The sequence below is a fragment of the Enterobacter cloacae complex sp. P12RS genome, assembly GCF_014895875.1.
Lineage (GTDB): Bacteria > Pseudomonadota > Gammaproteobacteria > Enterobacterales > Enterobacteriaceae > Enterobacter > Enterobacter bugandensis.
Map to the genome: position 1 here is coordinate 16,683 of NZ_JADBQO010000001.1, position 24,493 is coordinate 41,175.

Consider the following 24,493-nt stretch of genomic DNA (forward strand, 5'->3'; position numbering starts at 1 on the left):
TTAAGTAGTCGATGGCGTTTAGAGAATGAATACACAACAACTGGCAAAACTGCGTTCAATCGTGCCCGAGATGCGTCGCGTCCGGCACATTCACTTTGTTGGCATCGGTGGTGCCGGCATGGGCGGTATTGCCGAAGTGTTAGCTAACGAAGGTTATCAGATCAGCGGGTCTGACCTGGCGCCAAACCCTGTTACGCAGCAGCTGGCGTCGCTTGGGGCGACTATCTATTTCAACCATCGCCCGGAAAACGTGCGCGATGCAAGCGTGGTGGTGGTATCGAGCGCCATCTCCTCTGACAATCCGGAAATCGTTGCCGCGCACGAAGCGCGCATTCCGGTGATCCGCCGCGCAGAAATGCTGGCGGAACTGATGCGGTTCCGTCACGGCATTGCGATTGCCGGTACCCACGGTAAAACCACGACCACGGCGATGGTTTCCAGCATTTATGCGGAAGCGGGTCTCGATCCGACGTTTGTCAATGGCGGTCTGGTGAAAGCCGCAGGCGTCCATGCGCGTCTGGGCCACAGCCGTTATCTGATTGCGGAAGCGGATGAGAGCGACGCGTCGTTCCTGCACCTGCAGCCGATGGTGGCGATTGTCACCAATATCGAAGCTGACCATATGGATACCTACCAGGGCGACTTCGAAAACTTAAAGCAGACCTTCATCAACTTCCTGCACAACCTGCCGTTTTATGGCCGCGCGGTGATGTGCGTGGACGACCCGGTGATCCGCGAGCTGCTGCCGCGCGTCGGTCGTCAAATCACCACCTACGGCTTCAGCGAAGACGCTGACGTCCGCGTGGAAGAGTACAAACAGATTGGTGCGCAGGGGCATTTCACTCTGGCGCGTCAGGACAAAGAGCTGCTGCACGTCACGCTGAATGCGCCAGGGCGCCATAACGCACTCAACGCCGCAGCGGCAGTGGCTGTTGCGACGGAAGAAGGCATTGATGATGAGGCGATCCTGCGTGCGCTGGAAAGCTTCCAGGGGACGGGGCGTCGCTTTGACTTCCTCGGCGAGTTCCCGCTGGATGCGGTGAATGGTAAGCCAGGTACCGCGATGCTGGTGGACGACTACGGCCACCATCCGACGGAAGTGGACGCGACCATCAAAGCCGCACGCGCGGGCTGGCCGGAGAAGAATCTGGTGATGATCTTCCAGCCGCACCGCTTCACGCGTACCCGCGATCTGTATGACGATTTCGCCAGCGTGCTGTCACAGGTGGATACCCTGCTGATGCTGGATGTTTACGCCGCTGGCGAAACGCCAATTCCAGGCGCAGACAGCCGTTCCCTGTGTCGTACCATCCGCGGGCGCGGTAAAGTTGACCCTATTCTGGTTTCTGACCCGGCACAGGTGGCGGAAATTCTGGCACCGGTCCTGACCGGTAACGATCTCATCCTGATTCAGGGTGCGGGAAATATCGGCAAGATCGCCCGTACCTTAGCTGAAATCAAACTGAAGCCGCAAACCCAGGAGGATGAGCATCATGGCTAATAAGATTGCAGTCCTCTCTGGCGGCAACTCCGCCGAGCGCGAGGTTTCTCTGAATTCCGGCGCTGCCGTGCTGGCGGGCCTGCGTGAAGGCGGCGTAAACGCACATATTGTCGATCCAAAAGAGGTCGACGTGACGCAATTAAAAGCGATGGGCTTCGATAAGGTCTTTATCGCGTTACATGGTCGTGGCGGTGAAGACGGAACCCTGCAAGGGCTTCTGGAGCTGATCGGCCTTCCTTACACCGGCAGCGGCGTGATGGCATCCGCCATCTCTATGGATAAACTGCGCAGTAAGTTACTCTGGCAGGGAGCGGGTTTACCCGTTGCGCCGTGGGTGGCGCTGACGCGCGGCGAATTTGAATTGGGCCTGTCGGACAGCGTTAATACACGCATTGCGGCACTGGGCTTACCGGTTATTGTAAAGCCGAGCAGGGAAGGGTCGAGCGTCGGGATGTCAAAGGTCGATAAAGCTGAAGATTTAACATCTGCTTTAGCGCTGGCATTTCAACACGATGAAGAAGTTCTGATTGAAAAATGGCTCAGCGGGCCGGAATTTACCGTCGCGATGCTTGGCGAAGAAATTTTACCGTCAATTCGCATCCAACCCGCCGGAGTCTTCTATGATTATGAGGCGAAGTATCTCTCTGATGAGACGCAATATTTCTGCCCTTGTGGTCTTGAAGCAGAGCGCGAAGCCGAATTACAGTCCCTGGTGCTTAAAGCCTGGAATGTTTTGGGCTGCAGCGGCTGGGGACGCATTGATGTGATGCAGGACAATGACGGGCAGTTTTATCTGCTGGAAGCCAATACCTCACCGGGAATGACCAGCCACAGCCTTGTGCCGATGGCGGCGCGTCAGGCGGGAATGAGCTTCTCGCAGTTAGTCGTACGTATTCTGGACCAGGCGGGCTGATATGTCTCAGGCTGCATTGAACACGCGCAACCGCGATGACGAAGAAGAATACACTTCTTCACGCCGGAGTAATGGAACGCGTCTTGCAGGAATAATTTTCCTGCTCGGGGTGCTGTGCACCGTGTTTATCAGCGGCTGGATGGTGCTGGGCTGGATGGAAGACGCACAGCGGTTGCCGCTGTCAAAGCTGGTGGTGACCGGCGAGCGTCACTACACGCGTAACGATGATATTCGCCAGTCTATTCTGGCGCTGGGATCGCCCGGCACCTTTATGACGCAGGACGTCAATATTATCCAGAGCCAGATTGAACGTCTGCCCTGGATAAAACAGGCGAGTGTCAGAAAACAATGGCCTGATGAATTGAAGATTCATCTGGTTGAATATGTGCCCATTGCGCGTTGGAATGATCAGCACATGGTTGACGTAGATGGAAATTCCTTCAGCGTCCCGAGCGATCGTGTCAACAAGCAAAATTTACCGATGTTGTATGGCCCTGAAGGCAGCGAAAACGAAGTATTGCAGGGTTTTCGTGAAATGGGGCAGGTGCTGGCGAAGGACAGGTTTACGTTAAAAGATGCTGCGATGACGGCGCGCCGCTCCTGGCAGTTGACGTTGACGAACGGCATTAAGCTCAACCTGGGACGCGGCGACACAATGAAACGTCTTGCGCGTTTTGTAGAACTTTACCCGGTTTTACAACAGCAGGCGCAGGCGGACGGCAAACGGATAAGCTACGTTGATTTGCGCTATGACTCAGGCGCAGCAGTCGGTTGGGAGCCGGCTCCGGTCGAGGAACCTAATCAGCAACAGAATCAGGCACAGGTACAGGCAGAACAACAATGATCAAGGCGACGGACAGAAAACTGGTAGTTGGACTGGAGATTGGCACCGCGAAGGTTGCCGCTTTAGTAGGGGAAGTTCTGCCCGACGGTATGGTCAATATCATTGGCGTGGGCAGTTGCCCGTCCCGTGGTATGGATAAAGGTGGGGTAAACGACCTTGAGTCGGTGGTGAAATGCGTACAGCGCGCCATCGACCAGGCTGAATTAATGGCAGATTGCCAGATTTCTTCTGTCTATCTGGCCCTTTCTGGCAAGCACATTAGCTGCCAGAACGAAATCGGTATGGTGCCGATTTCTGAAGAAGAAGTGACGCAGGAAGACGTTGAAAACGTTGTGCATACGGCGAAGTCCGTGCGCGTTCGCGATGAGCATCGCGTGCTGCACGTGATCCCGCAGGAATATGCGATTGACTATCAGGAAGGGATCAAGAACCCGGTTGGTCTGTCTGGCGTTCGTATGCAGGCAAAAGTGCACCTGATCACATGTCACAACGATATGGCGAAGAACATCGTAAAAGCCGTTGAACGTTGTGGCCTGAAAGTTGACCAACTTATTTTCGCCGGTCTGGCGGCAAGTTATTCCGTGCTGACCGAAGACGAACGTGAACTGGGTGTCTGTGTGGTGGATATCGGTGGTGGTACAATGGACATGGCCGTGTATACCGGCGGTGCGCTGCGCCACACCAAAGTGATCCCTTACGCAGGGAACGTTGTGACCAGCGATATTGCTTACGCTTTTGGTACGCCACCGAGCGATGCAGAAGCGATTAAAGTACGCCACGGCTGTGCGCTGGGGTCTATCGTTGGTAAAGATGAGAGCGTTGAGGTGCCGAGCGTGGGCGGCCGTCCGCCGCGTAGCCTGCAGCGCCAGACGTTGGCAGAGGTAATTGAGCCGCGCTATACCGAGCTGCTCAACCTGGTCAACGAAGAGATTTTACAGCTTCAGGAACAGCTTCGTCAGCAGGGTGTTAAGCATCATCTTGCGGCGGGGATTGTATTAACCGGCGGTGCAGCGCAAATTGAAGGTCTTGCGGCCTGCGCTCAGCGCGTGTTCCATACGCAGGTGCGTATTGGTGCGCCGCTGAATATTACCGGTTTAACGGATTATGCTCAGGAGCCTTACTATTCAACGGCTGTGGGCCTGCTTCACTACGGGAAGGAATCTCATCTCAGTGGTGAAGCAGAAGTGGAAAAACGCGTCTCAGTGGGGTCGTGGGTCAAACGACTGAACAACTGGCTGCGAAAAGAGTTTTAATTTTTTAAAGAGACCGGAGAGAATTAGCGGTCTCGGGCGACAGGCACAACGGAGAGAGAAATTATGTTTGAACCTATGGAACTGACCAACGACGCGGTGATTAAAGTCATCGGCGTCGGTGGCGGCGGCGGTAACGCCGTAGAGCATATGGTGCGTGAACGCATTGAAGGTGTTGAATTCTTCGCAGTTAACACCGATGCGCAGGCACTGCGTAAAACGGCAGTCGGCCAGACTATCCAGATCGGCGGTGGCATCACCAAAGGGCTGGGCGCTGGGGCTAACCCGGAAGTCGGTCGCAACGCGGCTGAAGAAGATCGTGAAGCCCTGCGTGCTGCACTGGAAGGTGCGGACATGGTCTTCATTGCAGCAGGCATGGGCGGCGGTACCGGTACCGGTGCAGCACCTGTTGTCGCTGAAGTAGCTAAAGATTTAGGTATCCTGACCGTTGCTGTCGTGACCAAGCCTTTCAATTTTGAAGGCAAGAAGCGTATGGCCTTCGCGGAGCAGGGTATCACCGAACTGTCCAAGCATGTGGACTCGCTGATCACCATCCCGAACGACAAGCTGCTGAAAGTTCTGGGTCGTGGTATCTCCCTGCTGGACGCCTTCGGCGCAGCAAACGACGTGCTGAAAGGCGCGGTCCAGGGTATCGCAGAACTGATTACCCGTCCTGGCCTGATGAACGTTGACTTTGCAGACGTTCGCACCGTGATGTCCGAAATGGGCTACGCGATGATGGGCTCTGGCGTGGCGAGCGGCGAAGACCGTGCGGAAGAAGCGGCTGAAATGGCGATCTCTTCTCCACTGCTGGAAGATATCGATCTGTCCGGTGCGCGCGGCGTGCTGGTCAACATTACCGCTGGCTTTGACCTGCGTCTGGATGAGTTCGAAACCGTGGGTAATACCATCCGCGCGTTCGCCTCTGACAACGCGACCGTGGTAATCGGTACTTCCCTTGACCCGGAAATGAACGACGAGCTGCGTGTTACCGTTGTTGCGACCGGTATCGGTATGGACAAGCGTCCTGAGATCACCCTCGTGACCAACAAGCAGACTCAGCAACCGGTAATGGATCGTTACCAGCAGCACGGTATGTCTCCTCTGACTCAGGAGCAAAAACCGGCCGCGAAAGTGGTGAACGACCCAACGCCGCAAACGGCAAAAGAGCCAGATTATCTGGACATCCCGGCGTTCCTGCGTAAGCAAGCTGACTAAGAATTGGCTGGAATTTGGGGATTTGCGCTCTTTGTGCTAAACTGGCCCACCGTTAGTGATATACACTCTCGGTTGGATAGTTAATTTGGCGAGATTATACGATGATCAAACAAAGGACACTTAAACGTATCGTTCAGGCGACGGGTGTCGGTTTACATACCGGCAAGAAAGTCACACTGACGTTACGCCCTGCGCCGGCCAATACCGGGGTCATCTATCGTCGCACCGACTTGAATCCACCGGTAGATTTTCCGGCCGATGCCAAATCTGTGCGTGATACAATGCTCTGTACTTGTCTGGTGAACGAGCATGACGTGCGGATTTCTACCGTAGAGCACCTGAACGCCGCCCTGGCGGGTCTGGGTATCGACAACATTATTGTTGAAGTCGATGCGCCAGAAATCCCGATTATGGATGGTAGTGCTGCGCCGTTCGTTTATCTGTTGCTGGATGCCGGCATCGAAGAACTGAACTGTGCGAAGAAATTTGTTCGCATCAAAGAGACCGTTCGCGTCGAAGATGGCGACAAGTGGGCTGAATTCAAACCGTACAATGGTTTCTCGTTGGACTTTACCATCGACTTTAACCATCCGGCGATTGACTCCAGCACTCAGCGCTACGCGATGAACTTCTCTGCTGATGCGTTTATGCGCCAGATCAGCCGCGCACGTACGTTTGGCTTCATGCGTGATATCGAATATCTGCAGTCCCGCGGCCTGTGCCTGGGCGGCAGCTTCGATTGTGCCATCGTTGTTGACGATTATCGCGTACTGAACGAAGACGGCCTGCGTTTTGAAGATGAATTCGTTCGTCACAAAATGCTGGATGCGATCGGCGACCTGTTCATGTGTGGTCACAACATCATTGGTGCATTTACCGCGTTCAAATCCGGTCATGCACTGAACAACAAATTGTTGCAGGCCGTCCTGGCAAAACAGGAAGCCTGGGAATATGTGACCTTTGAAGACGAAGCGGAACTGCCGCTGGCGTTCAAAGCACCGACTATGGTCCTGGCGTAACGGTTAACGCCGTTTCGTAAGAAAAGCGACTGGTTCACCTGGTACTCTCTCCGACCAGGGAAGCCAGTCGTTTTTATTTCTGCCCTTCTTTGATTTGCCCCTCTACTCCCTGGCCATTGTCGGGTGCCGAATAACGGTGTGTTCGCTGCATTATTGACCGTTTTTACCTGCTGCAAGGTGTCATTCCTGCTGCTGCGTATTGGCTTTAGTGGTAATATCTGGGCGCTAAAAAAGAATAATTGAACTCAGCCTGCACTGGCGGGCGATTGTGGTGGAGCAAGTGAGCGGAATACTGACGCGCTGGCGACAATTTGGCAGACGTTACTTCTGGCCGCATCTCTTATTAGGGATGGTCGCGGCAAGTTTCGGCTTGCCTGCGCTCAGCAACAGTGCGGAAGCGGCGACGCCAGCACGTTCCACGACAACTAAACACGATCTCTCGACGCGGGTTAACTTTACTAATCTCGCGTGGCTTGAAGCCAGCCGTCGTCCTAATTTCTCCGTTGATTACTGGCAGCAGCACGCCATCCGCACGGTTATTCGTCATCTGTCGTTCGCGATGGCGCCGCAGACGATGCCTGTTGCTGAAGAGTCGCTGCCGGTTCAGGCTCAGCATCTTGCCCTGCTCGATACGCTTAATGCGCTTCTGACGCAGGATAACCAGCCGCCCGTGACCGTGAGTCAGACGGCGCAAACCTGGTTTGTTCCTCCTGTATCATTCTCCGTTTCGACATGGATTAGCCAGGTTCACGGCATCCGTGCCGGGCCTCAACGCCTCAGCTAAATTAACCTTTTTCAATACCTTAATTTATCTGCCCGTCTGGGGCGTTTGAGAATTTATTATGCTAATCAAATTATTAACCAAAGTTTTTGGTAGTCGTAACGATCGTACCCTGCGCCGTATGCGCAAAGCTGTTGCCGTCATCAACGGTATGGAACCGGCGATGGAGAAGCTTTCTGATGATGAGCTGAAAGCGAAAACGGCGGAATTCCGTGCGCGTCTGGAAAAAGGTGAAACCTTAGAAAGCCTGATCCCGGAAGCTTTCGCCGTTGTGCGTGAAGCGAGTAAACGTGTGTTCGGCATGCGTCACTTCGACGTTCAATTGCTGGGCGGTATGGTGCTTAACGAACGCTGCATCGCGGAAATGCGTACCGGTGAAGGTAAAACCCTGACCGCAACGCTGCCGGCTTACCTGAATGCACTGACCGGTAAAGGCGTTCACGTCGTTACCGTCAACGACTATCTGGCCCAGCGTGATGCCGAAAACAACCGCCCGCTGTTCGAATTCCTCGGCATGACCGTCGGCATCAACATGTCCGGACTGCCGGCACCCGCCAAGCGCGAAGCCTACAACGCGGACATCACCTACGGCACCAACAACGAATACGGCTTCGACTACCTGCGCGACAACATGGCGTTCAGCCCGGAAGAGCGCGTCCAGCGTAAGCTGCACTATGCGCTGGTGGATGAGGTTGACTCCATTCTGATCGATGAAGCGCGTACCCCGCTGATCATCTCCGGCCCGGCCGAAGACAGTTCTGACATGTACCGTAAAGTGGACAAAATCATTCCACACCTGCTGCGCCAGGAGAAAGAAGACTCCGATACCTTCCAGGGTGAAGGCCACTTCTCCGTAGATGAAAAAGCGCGCCAGGTGAACCTGACCGAACGCGGTCTGGTGAAAATCGAAGAGCTGCTGGTGGCTGAAGGCATTATGGAAGAAGGTGAGTCTCTGTACTCTCCGAGCAACATCATGCTGATGCACCACGTGACCGCCGCGCTGCGCGCCCACGCGCTGTTCACCCGCGACGTTGACTACATCGTGAAAGACGGCGAAGTCATCATTGTCGATGAACACACCGGCCGTACCATGCAGGGTCGTCGCTGGTCTGATGGTCTGCATCAGGCGGTGGAAGCGAAAGAAGGCGTGGACATTCAAAACGAAAACCAGACGCTGGCCTCAATCACCTTCCAGAACTACTTCCGTCTGTATGAGAAGCTGGCGGGGATGACCGGTACCGCAGATACCGAAGCGTTTGAATTCAGCTCCATCTACAAGCTGGATACCGTGGTTGTGCCAACCAACCGTCCGATGATCCGTAAGGATATGCCGGACCTGGTGTATATGACCGAAGCGGAAAAAATTCAGGCGATCATCGAAGATATTCGCGACCGTACTGCCAATGGTCAGCCGGTTCTGGTGGGGACCATCTCCATCGAGAAATCCGAGGTGGTTTCCAATGAGCTGACCAAAGCAGGCATCAAGCACAACGTTCTGAACGCCAAGTTCCACGCTAAAGAAGCGGACATTGTTGCTCAGGCGGGCTATCCGGGAGCCGTGACCATCGCCACCAACATGGCGGGTCGTGGTACCGATATTATGCTCGGCGGTAGCTGGCAGGCTGAAGTCGCAGAGCTGGAAAACCCAACGCCAGAGCAGATCGAGCAGATCAAAGCCGACTGGCAGGTGCGTCACGACGCGGTGCTGGCATCCGGTGGTCTGCACATCATCGGTACCGAGCGTCACGAATCTCGTCGTATCGACAACCAGCTGCGCGGCCGTGCGGGCCGTCAGGGTGATGCCGGTTCTTCCCGCTTCTACCTGTCTATGGAAGATGCGCTGATGCGTATTTTCGCCTCCGACCGCGTGTCCGGCATGATGCGTAAGCTGGGCATGAAGCCTGGTGAAGCCATTGAGCACCCATGGGTGACTAAAGCGATCGCTAACGCCCAGCGTAAAGTGGAAAGCCGCAACTTCGATATTCGTAAGCAGCTGCTGGAATATGATGACGTGGCCAACGATCAGCGTCGCGCGATCTACACCCAGCGTAACGAACTGCTGGACGTGTCCGACGTGAGCGAAACCATCAACAGCATCCGCGAAGATGTGTTCAAAGCCACCATCGACGCGCATATTCCACCGCAGTCTCTGGAAGAGATGTGGGACGTTGAAGGCCTGCAGGAACGTCTGAAAAACGACTTCGATCTCGATCTGCCAATCAAAGAGTGGCTGGATAAAGAGCCTGAGCTGCATGAAGAGACCCTGCGCGAACGTATCTTTGAAACCGCGCTGGAGGTTTATAAGCGTAAGGAAGAAGTGGTTGGCGCTGAGATGATGCGTCACTTCGAAAAAGGCGTGATGCTGCAGACGCTGGACTCCCTGTGGAAAGAGCACCTGGCGGCGATGGACTACCTGCGTCAGGGTATCCACCTGCGCGGCTATGCGCAGAAAGATCCGAAGCAGGAATACAAGCGTGAATCCTTCTCCATGTTTGCCTCTATGCTGGAGTCACTGAAGTACGAAGTGATCAGCACCCTGAGCAAGGTTCAGGTGCGCATGCCGGAAGAAGTGGAAGCGATGGAGCAGCAGCGCCGTGAAGAAGCTGAGCGTCTGGCGCAGATGCAGCAGCTGAGCCACCAGACTGACGAAAGCGAAGCCGCAGCAGCGATCGCCGCGCAGACCGGCGATCGTAAAGTCGGTCGTAACGATCCGTGCCCGTGTGGTTCCGGTAAAAAATACAAGGCGTGCCACGGCCGCCTGAGCTAAGAACATAACTAACTCAAAAGGCGCAGATATCTGCGCCTTTTTTATGGGAGTGACGCTATGAAAATAATGCAAATTGCCGTCGGGATTATTCGCAACCCGCAAAACCAAATCTTCATCACCCAGCGCGCTGCTGACGCCCATATGGCGAACAAGTGGGAGTTTCCTGGCGGGAAAATCGAATCAGGAGAAACGCCGGAAGAGGCGCTGGTGCGTGAGCTGCAGGAAGAGGTGGGGATTACCCCGCTTGGCGCCACGCTGTTCGATAAGCTGGAGTATCAGTTTCCCGACAGGCACATCACGCTGTGGTTCTGGCTGGTGGAAAGCTGGGAAGGTGAACCCTGGGGAAAAGAGGGACAGCCGGGTAACTGGGTGGAACTTCAGGTCAGTGATGCCGACAAATTCCCGCCAGCCAATGAGCCTGTGATCCGCCGCTTAGCGACAAACATGTAGGCCTGCCGAACGAATCGCCAGCAGGCTTTGAACGTTACTGCTGGCTTTCGCTCCAGTCATCGCTATCCGAGAGGTCGCCTTCACTAGGAATACGTTTCTCTTCCGCCGCCCATTCGCCCAGATCAATGAGCTGACAGCGCTTGCAGCAGAACGGGCGAAACGGACTCACTTCTCCCCAGACGACAGTTTTCCCACAGGTTGGGCAGTTTACGGTGGTGACGTCAGACATTGGCACTCCTTAACAACAGGCCAGTTCAAAATCGAGGCGTTCCGGCACGGTGCCATTTTCACTGTCCAGCGGCATAAAGCGGATCGCGAAACGGCTTTTATGCCCGGAAATTTGTGGATAAAGCTGCTCGCCAAGCGACAAATTTAGACGCAGAAGATCGGCGTCGTCGCCGTTGTCCTGATAAAAACCGTTGAGACTGGTTTGCTTGCGGAACGGGGCAGAGTTACGCACAAGATCGAGGATCAGCGATAGCGTCTGATTCATCGGCTCCAGGCTACCCAGCCAGCTGTTTACCTGGCGATCGCGCTGTTCCTGCGGCATATGCAGCCACATATGCAGCGTTGGCAGATCAAAGCTACAGCAACCGCCCGGTATGCTCAGGCGCTGGCGCACCAGCGCTATCAAACGGTCTTCTCGTAAATATTGCCCAACGCGCGGCGCGGCCATCAGCGTCGTGCTGCTGTTTTTCAACTGCTGGCGTAAGGCGTCAATTCGACTTTGATCCACGCCCGGTACTTCGGCCCAGGCCTGTAATTTACGCTGCTGGCGCTCCAGCTCTTTCAACAGCTCCGTGCGGACATCGCCACGTTCAATCACATCCAGCAGATCGCCTACGTTGCGAAAGAAGTGCAACGCCGTGGCATGATCGTTAACAGGCAGATGTTGTGAAAGCTGTTGGATGAGAAATTCAATGCGCAGCCAGGTACGCATTTTTTCATTAAGCGGGTGCTCAAAAAGGATGTGAGTCGACATTATGGTTTTTCCTGTGCAACGGCCTGCGCGGCGAAGGTTAGATACTGCTCGTGCAGGCGGGCAACATCCGATGCAATGGCATCTGGTGCGCCGTTATTATCAATAACATCATCCGCAACGGCAAGGCGCTGAGCGCGAGTGGCCTGAGCGGCAAGAATTTGTTCAGCATGTTCACGCGAGACGTGGTCGCGCGTCATGGTTCGCTGGATTTGCGTCTCGGGTGTGACATCAATCACCAATACCCGATTGGCTTTTTTATGCAGCTGATTTTCTACCAGGAGCGGAACCACCCACAGGACATAGGGCGAGCGGGCTGCGGCTATCTGACGCTGAGTTTCCTGGTGGATAATGGGGTGGAGCAGGGCATTAAGCCAGGCTTTTTCCGCAGAATCGGAAAAAATATATTCGCGAAGCTGACGGCGGTTCAGTGTGCCATCGGCATTGATGATTGCCTGACCGAAATGGTCGGAGATGGCCTTTAGCGCGGGTGTATTGGGCTCTACCACCTGACGGGCAATAATATCAGCATCAATAATCGCGATGCCGAGACGAGAAAACGCGTCCGCAACGGTACTTTTGCCACTACCGATGCCGCCGGTTACTGCGACGATATACCCCATTAAATCAAATCCTGGGAATTATTCATTATGGAAATCAGTTGCTTAAAAAACAAACGTGCGACAGTAATTGTTTGATTCTCTTTACCGGATTTTTACCAGGTAAATTTATAGGATTGTAGCGTAAAAAAAGAGAATTTCGCAGTCTTGCGGAGCAGGTATTAGTGCGTATGATAGCGTCACTGGAGTTGTGCTTTTAACATATTTGCCTCTAACCCCAGGAATCCGCACATGCGTATCGAAGAAGATCTGAAGTTAGGTTTCAAAGACGTTCTTATCCGCCCTAAACGCTCTACACTGAAAAGTCGCTCAGACGTTGAACTCGAACGTCAATTCACCTTTAAACACTCCGGTCAGACGTGGTCTGGCGTGCCAATCATTGCTGCCAACATGGATACAGTCGGTACCTTTGAGATGGCAACGGCGCTGGCTCAGTTCGATATTCTTACTGCAGTCCACAAGCACTACACTCCTGAAGAGTGGAATGCGTTTGTTGCGTCTGCCTCTGCTGACGTGGTGAAGCACGTGATGGTTTCCACCGGTACTTCCGACGCCGATTTCGAGAAAACCAAACAGATCCTGAATGCTAACCCGGCGCTTAGCTTCGTTTGTATTGATGTGGCGAACGGTTACTCCGAGCACTTCGTGCAGTTCGTCAGCAAGGCGCGCGAAGCCTGGCCGACCAAAACCATCATCGCGGGTAACGTGGTGACCGGTGAAATGTGTGAAGAGCTGATCCTTTCCGGTGCCGACATCGTGAAAGTGGGCATTGGCCCGGGCTCCGTATGCACCACGCGCGTGAAGACCGGAGTTGGTTATCCGCAGCTTTCCGCGGTCATTGAATGTGCCGACGCGGCGCACGGCCTGGGCGGCCAGATCATCAGCGACGGCGGTTGCACCATGCCGGGCGATGTCGCAAAGGCCTTTGGCGGCGGCGCGGACTTCGTGATGCTCGGCGGTATGCTGGCAGGCCACGAAGAGAGCGGCGGCACCGTGGTGGAAGAGAACGGCGAGAAATTCATGCTGTTCTACGGTATGAGTTCTGAATCCGCGATGACCCGCCACGTCGGTGGCGTGGCAAAATACCGTGCGGCAGAAGGCAAAACCGTGAAGCTGCCTCTGCGCGGCCCGGTTGAAAACACCGCGCGCGACATCCTGGGCGGCCTGCGCTCAGCCTGTACCTACGTGGGTGCATCCCGCCTGAAAGAGCTGACGAAACGCACAACGTTTATTCGCGTTCAGGAGCAGGAAAACCGCGTTTTCAATAGCCTGTAATGGCTTTCGCTGGCGCATGCTCGTGCGCCAGCGCTGCTGCACTACCCCGCGCTCATCGCATCTCCCAGATGGAAAATCGGCAGATACATTGCCACCACCAGCGTGCCGATGATAACCCCCGTAACAACCAGGAGCAGTGGCTCCAGAAGCGCCGCCAGGTTGTCTGCACGTTGAAAGGTCTGTTCCGTGTGATGGCGAGCAAGGTTTGCCAGCATGACGTCCAGCGAACCTGACATCTCGCCGGTTCGTAAAAGCTGAATACAGAGCGGGGTAAACATTGCCGCCTTCTGAAAGGACGACCAGACGGGGAGACCTTTTTCAATGTTCTCGCGTATGCTGCGGAGTATTCCCTGCCAGTACCGGCTTTCAACAGTCTCTTCTGCACTTTCAAGCCCCTGTAAGAATGCAATGCCCGCCTGCTGCGTGAGCGACAGCACGGTGAAGATCTGCCCCAGCTTTTGCCCTCTCGCCAGCGCTCCCATTACGGGAAAACTCAGCAGAATACGCTGCCAGCGAGGATGGTGTCGCAGAGGCCAGGCTGCGGTTACGGGAACAAGCAGCATCGCGAACAGCGCAAGGGCATATGACTGCATAAACGCGGCTATCCCCATAACAATTCGCGTCAGCGCCGGAAGCGGGGTATTAAAGGTTTTGTAGATCGCGGCAAATTCGGGCAAAACCAGGGTGACCATTGCCAGCACGACGAGCACGGCCAGCGTCAGGACGATCGCCGGGTAGCGCAGCGCTTTTTTCACCTTCGCGCTGAGCTGCTGCTGCGCTTTTTGCTGCTCTGCAAGCTCTCGGCAGCACGCTTCAAGCTTCCCCGTTAGCTCTCCGGTTTTCACCATTGAGATATGCAGTGGGCTAAAGACCGCTGGCCACCGTTTGAGCGCCTCAGAAAAAGGACAGCCTTCACTGAGTTCATCGGCAACGTTTTGCAGTAGCCCCCGCCACGGTTCTACTGGATGTTGGTCTGCCAGCATTTGCAGACTATGCGCGAGCGGCAGCCCGGCCTGCAGAAGCGTTGCGAGCTGACGAAACATCTCGTAGCAGTGATGTGGACGCCAGCGGTGCCTTTGAGCGCATCGGGTCAGGGCCAGAGGATGGAGGTCGTTACGCATCAGCCTGGTGAAGGCTGCGTTGCGGTCGGTGGCCCAGAGTACCCCGTTTCGGGGTTCTCCTTCAGCGGAGATTGCTCGCCAGCGCCAGAGTTGATTAGCAGCCATCGGGCATACCCAGAACACGCACTAACTCTTCAAGCGTGGTCATCCCTTGTTCAACGGCCATGCAGCCGTGTTCAAACAGCGAGATGAGTCCAGCCTGTCGGGCGCTGGCTTCAATCACCTCGGTGCCTGCCCCGCTGGCAATAGCCTGGCGCAGGGGATTATCGATCGCAAGTACTTCAAAAATGGCCACGCGCCCGTAAAAACCGTGATAACAACGATCGCAGCCTGCAGGCTGCCAGCGAGGAAGTTGCCGCGGCCAAACCGAGCGCGGCAGGTCCGTATGCTCCCCTGTTTTCTGTCGGCAGTGCGGGCAAAGGCGCCGAACCAGCCGCTGGGCAATTACCATCGAGAGCGCGGAAGAGATCATCCAGCGCGCCACGCCCATCTGCTCCAGACGAATGAGGGTTTCCGTCGTCGAGTTGGTGTGCAGCGTCGACAATACAAGATGCCCGGTCTGCGCGGCTTTGATGGCAATTTCTGCTGTTTCACCATCGCGGATTTCCCCGACCATAATGATGTCCGGATCCTGACGGAGCAGCGCTCTCAGTACGGTCTGGAATGTTAAGCCCGCGCGGGGGTTAACCTGCGTCTGATTTAACCCCACAAGCGGGATCTCGATGGGATCCTCCACGCTGCAGATGTTGACGTCAGGGGTGTTACGCGCCTGCAGCGCGCTGTAGAGCGTTACGGTTTTGCCGCTGCCCGTCGGGCCGGTGACCAGAATTAGCCCCTGAGGCTGGTGGAGTACCTCATTAAAACAGGCCAGCTGTTTAGCGCTCATGCCAAGCGCGTTCGGCTCCAGCGCCTGCTGAACCTGATGTAGCAAACGCAGCACAATTTTCTCACCGCCATTGCAGGGAAGCGTGGCGATACGAAACGAGACCGGCTCGTTTGTCAGCTCAATCGTAAACTGACCGTCCTGCGGCAAGCGCCGTTCCGCAATATCCAGATTACCCAGCACTTTTAACCGGGCGCTGAGCATCGTCGCCAGCGCGGCGGAAAGGGGAGGCTGCGGATAAAGTACCCCGTCGATACGTAAGCGGATCTGGCACGCGTGTTCCATTGGTTCGATATGGATGTCAGACGCGCGCTGGTTTACTGCCTGCTGCAGCGTGTGGTTGAGGATGTCCACCGCGGAGTGGGGTTGCGAAACGACGGGCAGATGCGATTGCGCGGTTAACTGCCGGTGCTTTTCCATGCGTTCAGCGCTCCAGCATTCGATATCAATCCGCTTCTGGGTCGCGAAGCGCAGGGCCTCCATCAGTTCAGGCGCGGGGGTTCCCACGACGGCGATGCTAATCATGTCGCTGTCGCTGGTGAGCAGCAGGGCATGGTGGCGAAGACAAAGCGCCACGAGTTGATCGGTGTTCATTATCCGCTCCTTAGTTAGTGTCGAAGCGGAAGACGTCTTCGCAGGCCTGCTTAAGCGCGCTGTCAGCACTGATATTGCAGTCACGCGTCCAGCCCGTCATGCCATTGCCGTTGCTCCACTGCGGCGTCATGGTTACCGTCAGCCCGTTCAGGCTCTCCTGGCCTGTTAAGGTCACGACCCCTTTCGCCACGCTCATTTCTGAAACGTAACGCGTCGTGGCAGGAGAGGGAATACCGTTACTGCCGGCATCGCAGCTCTCCACGCCGCCGCGATCGAGCGCGCAAAGCTCAATGGCAGTGCGATAGGGAACGAAAGTTTGCAGCATATCGGTGAGGGCTGCTTTACGCAGGTAGTTCTGATAGGCGGGAACGCCGATGGCGCTCAGAATCGCAATGATGCCAATGACCACCATCAGCTCAATGAGTGTGAATCCTTGTTGTCTGTCCATATCTGCTCCTTATGCAAAGTGGCGCTACTTTGTCAGCGGGACAGGGCAGAAACGAGGGGCAAAAAAGAGAACGAGAAAGGAGCTTCAGAGAATTCATTCCGTGTTGCAGAGAAGGACAATGGATTTGCGAGCGAGGCTGAAATTCCCCTCTCCGGGCAGAGAGGGGAGCGTGCGTTATTTGAAGCGCATTGAGAGATCGAGGGCGCGAACGTGCTTGGTCAGCGCGCCAACGGAGATGTAATCCACGCCGGTTTCGGCGAACTCACGGATCGTCTCGAAAGTGACGTTTCCGGACACTTCAAGCTGGGCCCGGCCGTTGGTCAGTTTCACCGCCTCGCGCATCTGCTCCGTTTCGAAGTTATCGAGCATGATGATATCGGCCCCGGCCTTGATCGCCTGCTCCAGCTCGTCCAGGTTTTCCACTTCCACCTCAACCGGCACGTCCGGGTGCAGCCAGAAGGCCTTCTCCACCGCCTGACGCACGGAGCCAGAAGCAATAATGTGGTTCTCTTTAATCAGGAAAGCATCGGATAAGCCCAGACGATGGTTTGCGCCGCCGCCGCAGAGCACCGCGTACTTCAGCGCAGTGCGCAGGCCCGGCAGCGTTTTGCGGGTATCAAGCAGCTGGGTACGGGTGCCGGCCAGCAGGTCAACGTAGCGGCGCACTTCACTGGCGACGCCAGAGAGCGTTTGGACAAAATTGAGCGCGGTACGCTCGCCGGTCAGTAATACGCGGGAAGGACCGTGCAGCTCGAACAGCGGCTGATTGGCGGTCACTGCATCACCATCATCAACGTGCCATGTCACCTGTACATCGTCACCCGCCAGCTGAGTAAAGACCTCTTCAACCCAACGCTTGCCGCAAAAAACGCCCTCCTCACGGGTGATAATGACCGCGTGCGAGCGTGTCTCTTTTGGCAACAATTGTGCGGTAATATCTTTATCGGCGTTAACGTCACCCCCCAGGTCTTCTTTCAACGCATGGGCGACGCTTGCCGGAATATCCATATTAATACGTTCCAGAAGCGCTTCACGTCGGTGGTCGGGGTTGTAGCGGCGAGGCGGCATGATAAAACTCCAAATTGGTAACGAATCATAATATTGAAACATGCTACTCTGAACCGAGTCATTGCACCATACAGAAGGAGTTCCAGCATGTTGTTAGAAAACGGATGGCTGGTGGATGCGCGGCATGTACCCTCGCCGCACCACGACTGCCGCCCGGAGGATGAAAAGCCCACACTGCTGGTGGTTCATAATATTAGCCTCCCGCCGGGTGAGTTTGGCGGCCCGTGGATCGATGCGTTATTCACGGGAACGATAGATCCCAATGCTCATCCCTTCTTCGCTGAGATTGCGCATCTGCGCGTGTCGGCTCACTGCCTGATTCGCCGTGATGGTGAGGTGGTTCAGTATGTTCCTTTTGATAAGCGCGCCTGGCATGCCGGGGTATCGATGTATCACGGGCGCGAACGGTGCAACGATTTCTCGATTGGGATCGAGCTGGAAGGTACGGACATTACCCCCTACACCGATGCCCAGTATCAGCAGCTGGTTGCTATTACCCACACGCTTATCGGACTCTACCCGGCAATCGCCGACAATATTACCGGGCACAGCGATATCGCTCCGGCGAGAAAAACCGATCCCGGCCCGGCATTTGACTGGCCGCGGTTTCGCGCCATGCTTGCCGCGTCGTCAGAATAAGGAGATACCATGACGTTGTTTACCATGCTGCTGGTTATCATCGCTGAACGCCTGTTCAAGCTCGGCGAGCACTGGCAACTGGATCACCGGCTGGAGGTGTTATTCCGCCGCATCAAGCACTTTTCCATGCTGCGCACGCTGCTGATGATGGCGGGCGTCATGCTGATTACCTTCCTGCTGCTGCGCTCGCTGTACGGACTCTTTTTCAACGTGCCGCTGCTGGTGGTGTGGATCCTGCTCGGCGTGCTGTGCATTGGTGCGGGCAAGGTGCGTTTGCACTATCACGCCTACCTGAAAGCCGCCTCCCGTGACGATGCCCACGCGCGCGGCGCGATGGCGAGCGAGCTGACGATGATCCACGGCGTGCCGCCGGACTGCGACGAGCGCGAGTTCCTGCGCGAGCTGCAAAACGCGCTGCTGTGGATTAACTTCCGCTACTACCTTGCTCCGCTGTTCTGGTTTGTGGTGGGCGGCCCGTGGGGGCCGGTACTGCTGATGGGCTATTCGTTCCTGCGCGCCTGGCAGACCTGGCTTGCCCGTTATCTGACGCCGCATGAGCGTTTGCTGTCCGGCATTGATGCCATCCTGCACGTGCTCGACTGGCTCCCGGTGCGTCTGGTGGGCGTGGTGTACGCCTTAATTGGGCACGGTGAAAAAGCGCTGCCCGCATGGTTCGCTTCTCTTGGGGACCGCCATACGTCCCAGTACCAGGTGTTGACGCGCCTGGCGCAGTTCTCGCTGGCGCGCGAACCGCATACCGACAAGATCGAAACGCCAAAAGCCGCCGTCTCCATGGCGAAGAAAACCTCGTTTGTGGTGGTGGTGATTGTGGCGCTGCTGACGATTTACGGCACGCTGGTGTAACCCAGCGCGCCGCAAAGGCTATAACGTATCCGCAGGCGGGATGCCGAAATCAGGCATCCCGTTTTCGTCCCAGCGGACAAGCTTCAGGCGGGTATGACGGTTCGGATCGTAAAGCGGATCGCCTTCAATTTCGGTGTAATTTCTTGCGTGGTATACCAATACATCTTCCCCTTCCGGCGTTTGCGTAAAGCTGTTGTGGCCTGGCCCGTACTGGCGGTTCTCGTAGCTGGTGACGAAAACCGGGCGAGGGGATTTGTGCCAGTTTGCCGGGTTTTGCGGAGCGGCGTTCAGGTCTATCCACAGTAATCCCATGCAGTAGTTCTCATCGGTGGCGCTGGCGGAGTAGCTGATAAACAGCTTATCGCCGTGAACCAGCACCGCCGGACCTTCGTTGACCCAGAAACCACGGCATTCCCAGTCGTATTCTGGCTTGCTGAGCATCACCGGCTCGCCTTTCAGCGTCCACGGGTTCTCCATTTCACACAGATAGAGGTTAGAGTTGCCGGAAATATCCGGGGCTTTTTGCGCCCACAGGTACCAGCGTTTGCCCTGATGAACAAAGGTGGTGGCGTCCAGGGCGAAGGTGTCGAACGGGGTGTTGATTTGCCCTTTCTCGATCCAGGTACCGCTGAGCGGATCGCGGTCCGCACACTCAATCGCAAACATGCGGTGCTGGAACATCCCGAGCGCGTCGAGCGCCTGGGTGTGCGTCGCGGCAAAATAGATGTACCACTTGCCGTCAACGTGGTGCAGTTCTGGCGCCCAGATTAGCTGGCTCATCGGGCCGGTCTCGGGTTTGCGCCAGACCACTACCTCTTCAGCTCCGCGTAGTCCTTCCAGCGAGTCTGCGCGGCGGATCGCCAGCCTGTCGTACTGCGGCACGGAGGCAATAAAATAGTACTGTCCCTCATGGCGTAAAATGTACGGGTCGGCGCGTTGTTCGATAAACGGGTTTGGCCAGTTATGCATGCGGCTTTCCTTATTTAGTCTCAGCGGCTTTGAGTTCCTGATAGTCGTTCAGTTCGCGGTAGTTGGTGCGACGCTTTTCCAGATCGGCCTGGATCTGCTTCATGGTCTCACGGTCTACCTTCAGCAGACGTACCACCCCAGCGGTAATTAAGTATCCAATGCCCGGAATGACGGTAAAGAGCAGCACGATCCCGTTGATGGCGTCCGCGCTTTGCGCTTTTGCGCCCGCGTCATAACCGTACCAGGAGAGCAGGAAGCCGACCATCGCACCGGCAATCGCCAGGCCCAGTTTAAGGAAGAAGATGTTACCCGAGAAACTGATCCCGGTGATGCGTTTCCCGGTTTTCCACTCGCCGTAGTCGTCCACGTCGGCCATCAGCGACCAGTGCAGCGGAGACGGGATCTGGTGAAGGATGTTCAGCAGGAAGTAGAGCACCACGATGGTAACGGTGGCTTTCGGGTCGAAGAAATAGAAGGCGCAGGAGAATGCCGCCAGCACGATGTTGGTCCAGAAGAAGACCTTCAGCTTACACCAGCGGTCGGTCAGCACTTTCGCCAGCACGCTGCCAAGCATCATGCCGACAACGCCCAGGCTGATAAACAGCGTGGCGAAGTGGGTGCTCTGGCCCATCACCCAGGTGACGTAATACATGGTCGCCGCCATGCGGATAAAGCCCGGGCAGACGTTGCACAGCGTGAGCAGCAAAATGCGCACCCACTGGTCGTTTTTCCACACGTCTTTCAGGTCGTTTTTCAGTTCGTCGTTGGTTTGCACTGCCGGACGCACTCGCTCGCGCACGGTGGCGAAGCAGAACAGGAACATACAGGTACCAATCAGCGCCAGGACGGTCATCGCCATCTGGTAGCCTTTGGCTTTGTTATCCCCGCCAAACCAGTCGGCCATCGGCAGCAGCGTTAAGGAGAGCAGCAGCGTGGCGATGCCGACCAGCACGAAGCGATACGACTGGCAGGCCACGCGCTCTTTTGGATCGTTGGTGATCACTCCACCTAACGAGCAGTAAGGGATGTTGATGGCCGTATAGGTTAACGAGAGCAGGAAGTAGGTGACAAACGCATAGATAACTTTGCTGTTATAGCTCCACTCCGGGGTGGTGAACATCAGAATGCTGAACAGCGCGTAGGGGAACGCAATCCACAGCAGCCATGGACGAAACCGGCCATATTTACTGCGGGTACGGTCGGCAATCGCCCCCATAATCGGGTCCGTTACGGCGTCAATCACGCGGACGGACAGCAGCAGCACGCCGACCAGCGCAGGCGCCAGGCCAAAAATATCCGTATAGAAATAGTTAACAAACAGCATGATGGCGCCGAAGATGATGTTGCATCCCGCGTCGCCCATCCCATAGCCGATCTTTTCTTTTACTGACAGTTTGTTGTTATCCATCGACAGCTCTCCGGTTTACGGTATGGGGAGAATTATTCGCTGGCAAAGGAATATATGCGTTGCAGTATCAGGGCGGTGATATGGATAAATGTGCTGTTGGCGTGAAAGTGTGAAGGAGGTAACAACGCGCGGCACCCTCAAAAACAGGTGCCGCGGCGAGAGGTTTAGTGCGCCTTCATGGCATTACGGCTTTTCTGGCTGAAGAGATAGCCAACGCCAAGGATCGCAATCCAGACCGGGATCAGGTAGACGGAAATCGCCATGCCCGGCGTGATCAGCATGATCACCAGCACGGCCGCCATAAACAGCAGGCAAATCCAGTTACCCAGCGGATAGAGCAGGGCAGGGAAGCGCGTGGTGACGCCCTGCTGCTGTTTCGCGCGGCGGAACTTCATGTGCGCCAGGCTGATCATCGCCCAGTTGATAACCAGAGCGGAGACTACCAGCGCCATCAGCAGGCCAAACGCCGATTCCGGTGCCATGTAGTTAATCAGCACGCACAGCGCGGTCACGATGGCTGAAACAATGATGGTATTCACCGGCACGCCGCGTTTATCCACGTTGAGCAGCATCTTCGGCGCGTTGCCCTGCTGGGCCAGGCCGAACAGCATACGGCTGTTGCAGTATACGCAGCTGTTGTAAACGGAGAGCGCTGCGGTCAGCACCACGATGTTCAGGGCGTTGGCGACAAAGGTATCGCCCAGCTCGTGGAAGATGAGAACAAACGGGCTGGTGTCAGCGGTCACGCGCGTCCACGGCAACAGGGAGAGCAGCACGGCCAGTGAGCCCACATAGAAGATCAGAATACGGTAGATAACCTGATTTGTGGCTTTCGGAATGCTTTGCTCCGGGTTATCGGCTTCGGCGGCGGTAATACCCACCAGCTCCAGGCCGCCGAAGGAGAACATGATGATCGCCATCATCATCACCAGACCGGTCATGCCGTGAGGCAGGAAGCCGCCCTGTTCCCAGAGGTTACGCACGGTAGCCTGCGGGCCGCCGTTGCCGCTGAACAGCAGCCAGCCACCGAAGATGATCATCGCCACAACGGCAATGACTTTGATAATGGCAAACCAGAACTCCATCTCGCCGAATACTTTTACGTTGGTCAGGTTAATGGCGTTGATAATCACGAAGAAGGCTGCAGCAGACGCCCATGTGGGGATCTCCGGATACCAGAACTGAATGTACTTCCCGACGGCGGTCAGCTCGGCCATAGCAACCAGAACGTACAGCACCCAGTAGTTCCAGCCGGAGGCGAAGCCCGCAAAGCTGCCCCAGTATTTATAGGCAAAGTGGCTGAACGAGCCTGCGACCGGCTCTTCAACGACCATTTCGCCAAGCTGGCGCATGATCAGAAAAGCAATGAAACCCGCAATCGCGTAACCCAAAATAATACCCGGACCGGCTGACTGGATAACGGATGCGCTGCCCAGAAACAGGCCGGTACCAATCGCACCGCCCAGTGCGATGAGCTGTATATGGCGGTTTTTAAGTCCGCGCTTTAGCTGATCGCCGTGCTGTTGAGCTTCCATTTGAAACCTCGTGTGTGGTTGTTATGTTCACGCTGTGCGTGTGTAATTATGAAAGTCCATATTCTGTATTTATTTCTTTACAGTTAAACAAACCGAAAAAAGCGGAGATGACTTCCGTAAGCGCCAGAATAGTGGTAAGCGCCTGCGAATGCACCTGCTTTATGAAGCGATGCTGACGACTTGAATAAAAAGAAAGCATTTGTAAATCGGCCCGCTTATTCTTCCTAACCCAACCTATAGAATAGAAATGCTTCTTAAGTGGGCGAATTTTCATTATTTGCCATGTTGAATCGCTTCAGATTGCAAAACCCCTCGTTTCATTATGGTTAAAACTCCCTCTTTGGGAGTAATCAACTCATTTGTGCAAAGTTACATTTCTGAAACGTTATTTCTGTAAGGTTGTTAAAATGTGCAGGGTTTACTGATTTCAATCAAAACCAATATGGACAGAAGGTGAATACTTTGTTACTTTAGCGATACGAACTAGAAATTGGTAAGACCAATTGACTCCGGGCAAAAAGGCGTAAGACAGGGAATATGGCCTACAGCAAAATTCGCCAACCAAAACTATCTGATGTGATTGAGCAGCAGCTGGAGTTTTTAATCCTCGAAGGGACTCTGCGCCCGGGTGAGAAACTTCCGCCAGAACGCGAGCTGGCAAAACAGTTCGACGTTTCACGTCCCTCTCTGCGTGAGGCGATTCAACGCCTCGAAGCAAAGGGCTTGCTGCTTCGTCGCCAGGGCGGCGGAACCTTTGTGCAGAACAGCCTGTGGCAGAGCTTCAGCGATCCGCTGGTAGAACTTCTCTCTGACCACCCAGAATCCCAGTTTGATCTGCTTGAGACCCGTCACGCGCTTGAAGGTATTGCGGCCTATTACGCCGCCCTTCGCAGCACTGATGAAGATCGCGTGCGTATCCGCGAACTGCATCAGGCCATTGAACGGGCACAGCAGTCCGGCGATTTAGACGCCGAGTCCAGCGCCGTTGTCCAGTATCAAATCGCCGTCACCGAAGCGGCACACAACGTGGTGCTCCTCCATCTGCTACGCTGCATGGAGCCGATGCTGGCCCAGAACGTTCGTCAGAATTTTGAATTGTTGTATGCCCGTCGGGAGATGCTCCCGCTGGTAAGCAACCATCGCACCCGAGTATTCGAGGCGATAATGGCCGGGGAGCCGGAGCAGGCGCGCGAAGCGTCGCACCGTCACCTGGCTTTCATTGAGGAAATCTTGCTGGACCGCAGCCGTGAACAATCGCGTCGCGAACGTTCATTACGCCGCATACAGCAACGAAAGGATTAAGCGCCAGGTACTTTTAGAGCGCGGCAACTAAACGCAGAACCTGTC

The 24,493-nt window shown here is 55.5% G+C and carries 23 protein-coding genes; 13 read left to right on the plus strand and 10 right to left on the minus strand.

Annotation, left to right across the window (positions count from 1 at the left end; all coding sequences use genetic code 11):
* Positions 1-25 precede the first annotated feature (25 nt).
* From murC to mutT, 9 genes are all read left to right on the plus strand, one after another.
* On the plus strand, positions 26-1,501 hold the full coding sequence (gene murC / locus IM284_RS00075) for a UDP-N-acetylmuramate--L-alanine ligase (RefSeq protein WP_028015510.1): 1,476 nt from the start codon (positions 26-28) through the stop codon (positions 1,499-1,501).
* Positions 1,494-2,414: a D-alanine--D-alanine ligase gene (locus tag IM284_RS00080; protein WP_047367325.1), complete on the plus strand. Its 921-nt coding sequence runs from the start codon at positions 1,494-1,496 to the stop codon at positions 2,412-2,414. Before murC ends, IM284_RS00080 begins: the two co-directional genes overlap by 8 nt.
* A 1-nt stretch (position 2,415) precedes the next feature.
* Positions 2,416-3,258 carry a cell division protein FtsQ gene (ftsQ, locus tag IM284_RS00085; RefSeq protein ID WP_045259458.1) on the plus strand — a complete coding sequence of 281 codons (843 nt, stop codon included), beginning with the start codon at positions 2,416-2,418 and terminating at the stop codon, positions 3,256-3,258.
* Entirely contained in the window at positions 3,255-4,511 is a 1,257-nt protein-coding gene (gene ftsA, locus IM284_RS00090; protein WP_006173845.1) for a cell division protein FtsA, read from the plus strand. The genes ftsQ and ftsA overlap by 4 nt, the downstream gene beginning before the upstream one ends.
* A gap of 63 nt (positions 4,512-4,574) precedes the next feature.
* Complete coding sequence (gene ftsZ, locus IM284_RS00095; protein WP_008501978.1) at positions 4,575-5,726, plus strand: cell division protein FtsZ; 1,152 nt, start codon at positions 4,575-4,577, stop codon at positions 5,724-5,726.
* Positions 5,727-5,827: 101 nt separating this feature from the next.
* Positions 5,828-6,745 (plus strand): UDP-3-O-acyl-N-acetylglucosamine deacetylase, encoded by a 918-nt coding sequence (gene lpxC, locus IM284_RS00100; protein ID WP_006810110.1) that lies wholly within the window; start codon positions 5,828-5,830, stop codon positions 6,743-6,745.
* 280 nt (positions 6,746-7,025) lie between these two features.
* The gene (gene secM, locus IM284_RS00105) at positions 7,026-7,529 is read left to right on the plus strand and encodes a secA translation cis-regulator SecM (RefSeq protein ID WP_028015513.1); all 504 of its coding nucleotides are present in this window, start codon (positions 7,026-7,028) and stop codon (positions 7,527-7,529) included.
* 58 nt (positions 7,530-7,587) lie between these two features.
* The gene (gene secA / locus IM284_RS00110) at positions 7,588-10,293 is read left to right on the plus strand and encodes a preprotein translocase subunit SecA (RefSeq protein WP_047367326.1); all 2,706 of its coding nucleotides are present in this window, start codon (positions 7,588-7,590) and stop codon (positions 10,291-10,293) included.
* Positions 10,294-10,350: 57 nt separating this feature from the next.
* On the plus strand, positions 10,351-10,743 hold the full coding sequence (mutT, locus tag IM284_RS00115; RefSeq protein ID WP_193055691.1) for an 8-oxo-dGTP diphosphatase MutT: 393 nt from the start codon (positions 10,351-10,353) through the stop codon (positions 10,741-10,743).
* A 34-nt stretch (positions 10,744-10,777) separates the two neighbouring features.
* On the opposite strand, the gene yacG is transcribed toward mutT, so the two are convergent.
* From yacG to coaE, 3 genes are read right to left on the minus strand one after another with little or no spacing between them, the layout of a single operon-like run.
* Positions 10,778-10,972: a DNA gyrase inhibitor YacG gene (gene yacG / locus IM284_RS00120; RefSeq protein ID WP_028015516.1), complete on the minus strand. Its 195-nt coding sequence runs from the start codon at positions 10,970-10,972 to the stop codon at positions 10,778-10,780.
* Between the two features lie 9 nt (positions 10,973-10,981).
* On the minus strand, positions 10,982-11,725 hold the full coding sequence (gene zapD / locus IM284_RS00125) for a cell division protein ZapD (RefSeq protein ID WP_028015517.1): 744 nt from the start codon (positions 11,723-11,725) through the stop codon (positions 10,982-10,984).
* Entirely contained in the window at positions 11,725-12,345 is a 621-nt protein-coding gene (gene coaE / locus IM284_RS00130; RefSeq protein WP_047367327.1) for a dephospho-CoA kinase, read from the minus strand. The genes zapD and coaE overlap by 1 nt, the downstream gene beginning before the upstream one ends.
* Before the next feature lie 228 nt (positions 12,346-12,573).
* Here coaE and IM284_RS00135 point away from each other — a divergent pair, with 228 nt between their 5' ends.
* Positions 12,574-13,617, plus strand: a complete 1,044-nt coding sequence (locus tag IM284_RS00135) for a GMP reductase (protein ID WP_028015519.1) — start codon at positions 12,574-12,576, stop codon at positions 13,615-13,617.
* A gap of 41 nt (positions 13,618-13,658) precedes the next feature.
* On the opposite strand, the gene hofC is transcribed toward IM284_RS00135, so the two are convergent.
* The 4 genes from hofC to nadC all read right to left on the minus strand — a co-directional run bounded on the left by hofC (position 13,659) and on the right by nadC (position 17,731).
* Entirely contained in the window at positions 13,659-14,843 is a 1,185-nt protein-coding gene (hofC, locus tag IM284_RS00140) for a protein transport protein HofC (protein ID WP_047367328.1), read from the minus strand.
* A complete protein-coding gene (gspE, locus tag IM284_RS00145; protein WP_047367329.1) occupies positions 14,833-16,215 on the minus strand; it encodes a type II secretion system protein GspE in 1,383 nt (460 codons plus the stop codon). The genes hofC and gspE overlap by 11 nt, the downstream gene beginning before the upstream one ends.
* A 10-nt stretch (positions 16,216-16,225) precedes the next feature.
* The gene (gene ppdD, locus IM284_RS00150; protein WP_047367330.1) at positions 16,226-16,663 is read right to left on the minus strand and encodes a prepilin peptidase-dependent pilin; all 438 of its coding nucleotides are present in this window, start codon (positions 16,661-16,663) and stop codon (positions 16,226-16,228) included.
* Between the two features lie 174 nt (positions 16,664-16,837).
* Positions 16,838-17,731, minus strand: coding sequence for a carboxylating nicotinate-nucleotide diphosphorylase (gene nadC / locus IM284_RS00155; protein WP_047367331.1), 894 nt, complete (start codon positions 17,729-17,731; stop codon positions 16,838-16,840).
* Positions 17,732-17,818: 87 nt separating this feature from the next.
* On the opposite strand from nadC, the gene ampD reads away from it, so the two are divergent.
* Both ampD and ampE read left to right on the plus strand, forming a co-directional pair.
* A complete protein-coding gene (gene ampD, locus IM284_RS00160; protein ID WP_047367332.1) occupies positions 17,819-18,370 on the plus strand; it encodes a 1,6-anhydro-N-acetylmuramyl-L-alanine amidase AmpD in 552 nt (183 codons plus the stop codon).
* 9 nt (positions 18,371-18,379) lie between these two features.
* On the plus strand, positions 18,380-19,234 hold the full coding sequence (gene ampE / locus IM284_RS00165) for a beta-lactamase regulator AmpE (protein WP_041911235.1): 855 nt from the start codon (positions 18,380-18,382) through the stop codon (positions 19,232-19,234).
* Between the two features lie 18 nt (positions 19,235-19,252).
* Here ampE and IM284_RS00170 read toward each other — a convergent pair whose 3' ends face one another.
* From IM284_RS00170 to aroP, 3 genes are all read right to left on the minus strand, one after another.
* Positions 19,253-20,203: a family 43 glycosylhydrolase gene (locus IM284_RS00170; protein WP_047367333.1), complete on the minus strand. Its 951-nt coding sequence runs from the start codon at positions 20,201-20,203 to the stop codon at positions 19,253-19,255.
* A gap of 10 nt (positions 20,204-20,213) precedes the next feature.
* Positions 20,214-21,611, minus strand: a complete 1,398-nt coding sequence (locus IM284_RS00175; protein WP_045259469.1) for a glycoside-pentoside-hexuronide (GPH):cation symporter — start codon at positions 21,609-21,611, stop codon at positions 20,214-20,216.
* Positions 21,612-21,775: 164 nt separating this feature from the next.
* On the minus strand, positions 21,776-23,146 hold the full coding sequence (gene aroP / locus IM284_RS00180; protein WP_028015528.1) for an aromatic amino acid transporter AroP: 1,371 nt from the start codon (positions 23,144-23,146) through the stop codon (positions 21,776-21,778).
* Positions 23,147-23,683: 537 nt separating this feature from the next.
* On the opposite strand from aroP, the gene pdhR reads away from it, so the two are divergent.
* On the plus strand, positions 23,684-24,448 hold the full coding sequence (pdhR, locus tag IM284_RS00190; protein WP_006173806.1) for a pyruvate dehydrogenase complex transcriptional repressor PdhR: 765 nt from the start codon (positions 23,684-23,686) through the stop codon (positions 24,446-24,448).
* Positions 24,449-24,493: the final 45 nt, after the last annotated feature.

Coding starts and splice junctions, on each gene's coding strand:
- murC (WP_028015510.1), top strand. CDS start 26: ATGAATACACAACAACTGGCAAAACTGCGTTCAATCGTGCCCGAGATG.
- IM284_RS00080 (WP_047367325.1), top strand. CDS start 1,494: ATGGCTAATAAGATTGCAGTCCTCTCTGGCGGCAACTCCGCCGAGCGC.
- ftsQ (WP_045259458.1), top strand. CDS start 2,416: ATGTCTCAGGCTGCATTGAACACGCGCAACCGCGATGACGAAGAAGAA.
- ftsA (WP_006173845.1), top strand. CDS start 3,255: ATGATCAAGGCGACGGACAGAAAACTGGTAGTTGGACTGGAGATTGGC.
- ftsZ (WP_008501978.1), top strand. CDS start 4,575: ATGTTTGAACCTATGGAACTGACCAACGACGCGGTGATTAAAGTCATC.
- lpxC (WP_006810110.1), top strand. CDS start 5,828: ATGATCAAACAAAGGACACTTAAACGTATCGTTCAGGCGACGGGTGTC.
- secA (WP_047367326.1), top strand. CDS start 7,588: ATGCTAATCAAATTATTAACCAAAGTTTTTGGTAGTCGTAACGATCGT.
- mutT (WP_193055691.1), top strand. CDS start 10,351: ATGAAAATAATGCAAATTGCCGTCGGGATTATTCGCAACCCGCAAAAC.
- yacG (WP_028015516.1), bottom strand. CDS start 10,972: ATGTCTGACGTCACCACCGTAAACTGCCCAACCTGTGGGAAAACTGTC.
- zapD (WP_028015517.1), bottom strand. CDS start 11,725: ATGTCGACTCACATCCTTTTTGAGCACCCGCTTAATGAAAAAATGCGT.
- coaE (WP_047367327.1), bottom strand. CDS start 12,345: ATGGGGTATATCGTCGCAGTAACCGGCGGCATCGGTAGTGGCAAAAGT.
- IM284_RS00135 (WP_028015519.1), top strand. CDS start 12,574: ATGCGTATCGAAGAAGATCTGAAGTTAGGTTTCAAAGACGTTCTTATC.
- hofC (WP_047367328.1), bottom strand. CDS start 14,843: ATGGCTGCTAATCAACTCTGGCGCTGGCGAGCAATCTCCGCTGAAGGA.
- gspE (WP_047367329.1), bottom strand. CDS start 16,215: ATGAACACCGATCAACTCGTGGCGCTTTGTCTTCGCCACCATGCCCTG.
- ppdD (WP_047367330.1), bottom strand. CDS start 16,663: ATGGACAGACAACAAGGATTCACACTCATTGAGCTGATGGTGGTCATT.
- nadC (WP_047367331.1), bottom strand. CDS start 17,731: ATGCCGCCTCGCCGCTACAACCCCGACCACCGACGTGAAGCGCTTCTG.
- ampD (WP_047367332.1), top strand. CDS start 17,819: ATGTTGTTAGAAAACGGATGGCTGGTGGATGCGCGGCATGTACCCTCG.
- ampE (WP_041911235.1), top strand. CDS start 18,380: ATGACGTTGTTTACCATGCTGCTGGTTATCATCGCTGAACGCCTGTTC.
- IM284_RS00170 (WP_047367333.1), bottom strand. CDS start 20,203: ATGCATAACTGGCCAAACCCGTTTATCGAACAACGCGCCGACCCGTAC.
- IM284_RS00175 (WP_045259469.1), bottom strand. CDS start 21,611: ATGGATAACAACAAACTGTCAGTAAAAGAAAAGATCGGCTATGGGATG.
- aroP (WP_028015528.1), bottom strand. CDS start 23,146: ATGGAAGCTCAACAGCACGGCGATCAGCTAAAGCGCGGACTTAAAAAC.
- pdhR (WP_006173806.1), top strand. CDS start 23,684: ATGGCCTACAGCAAAATTCGCCAACCAAAACTATCTGATGTGATTGAG.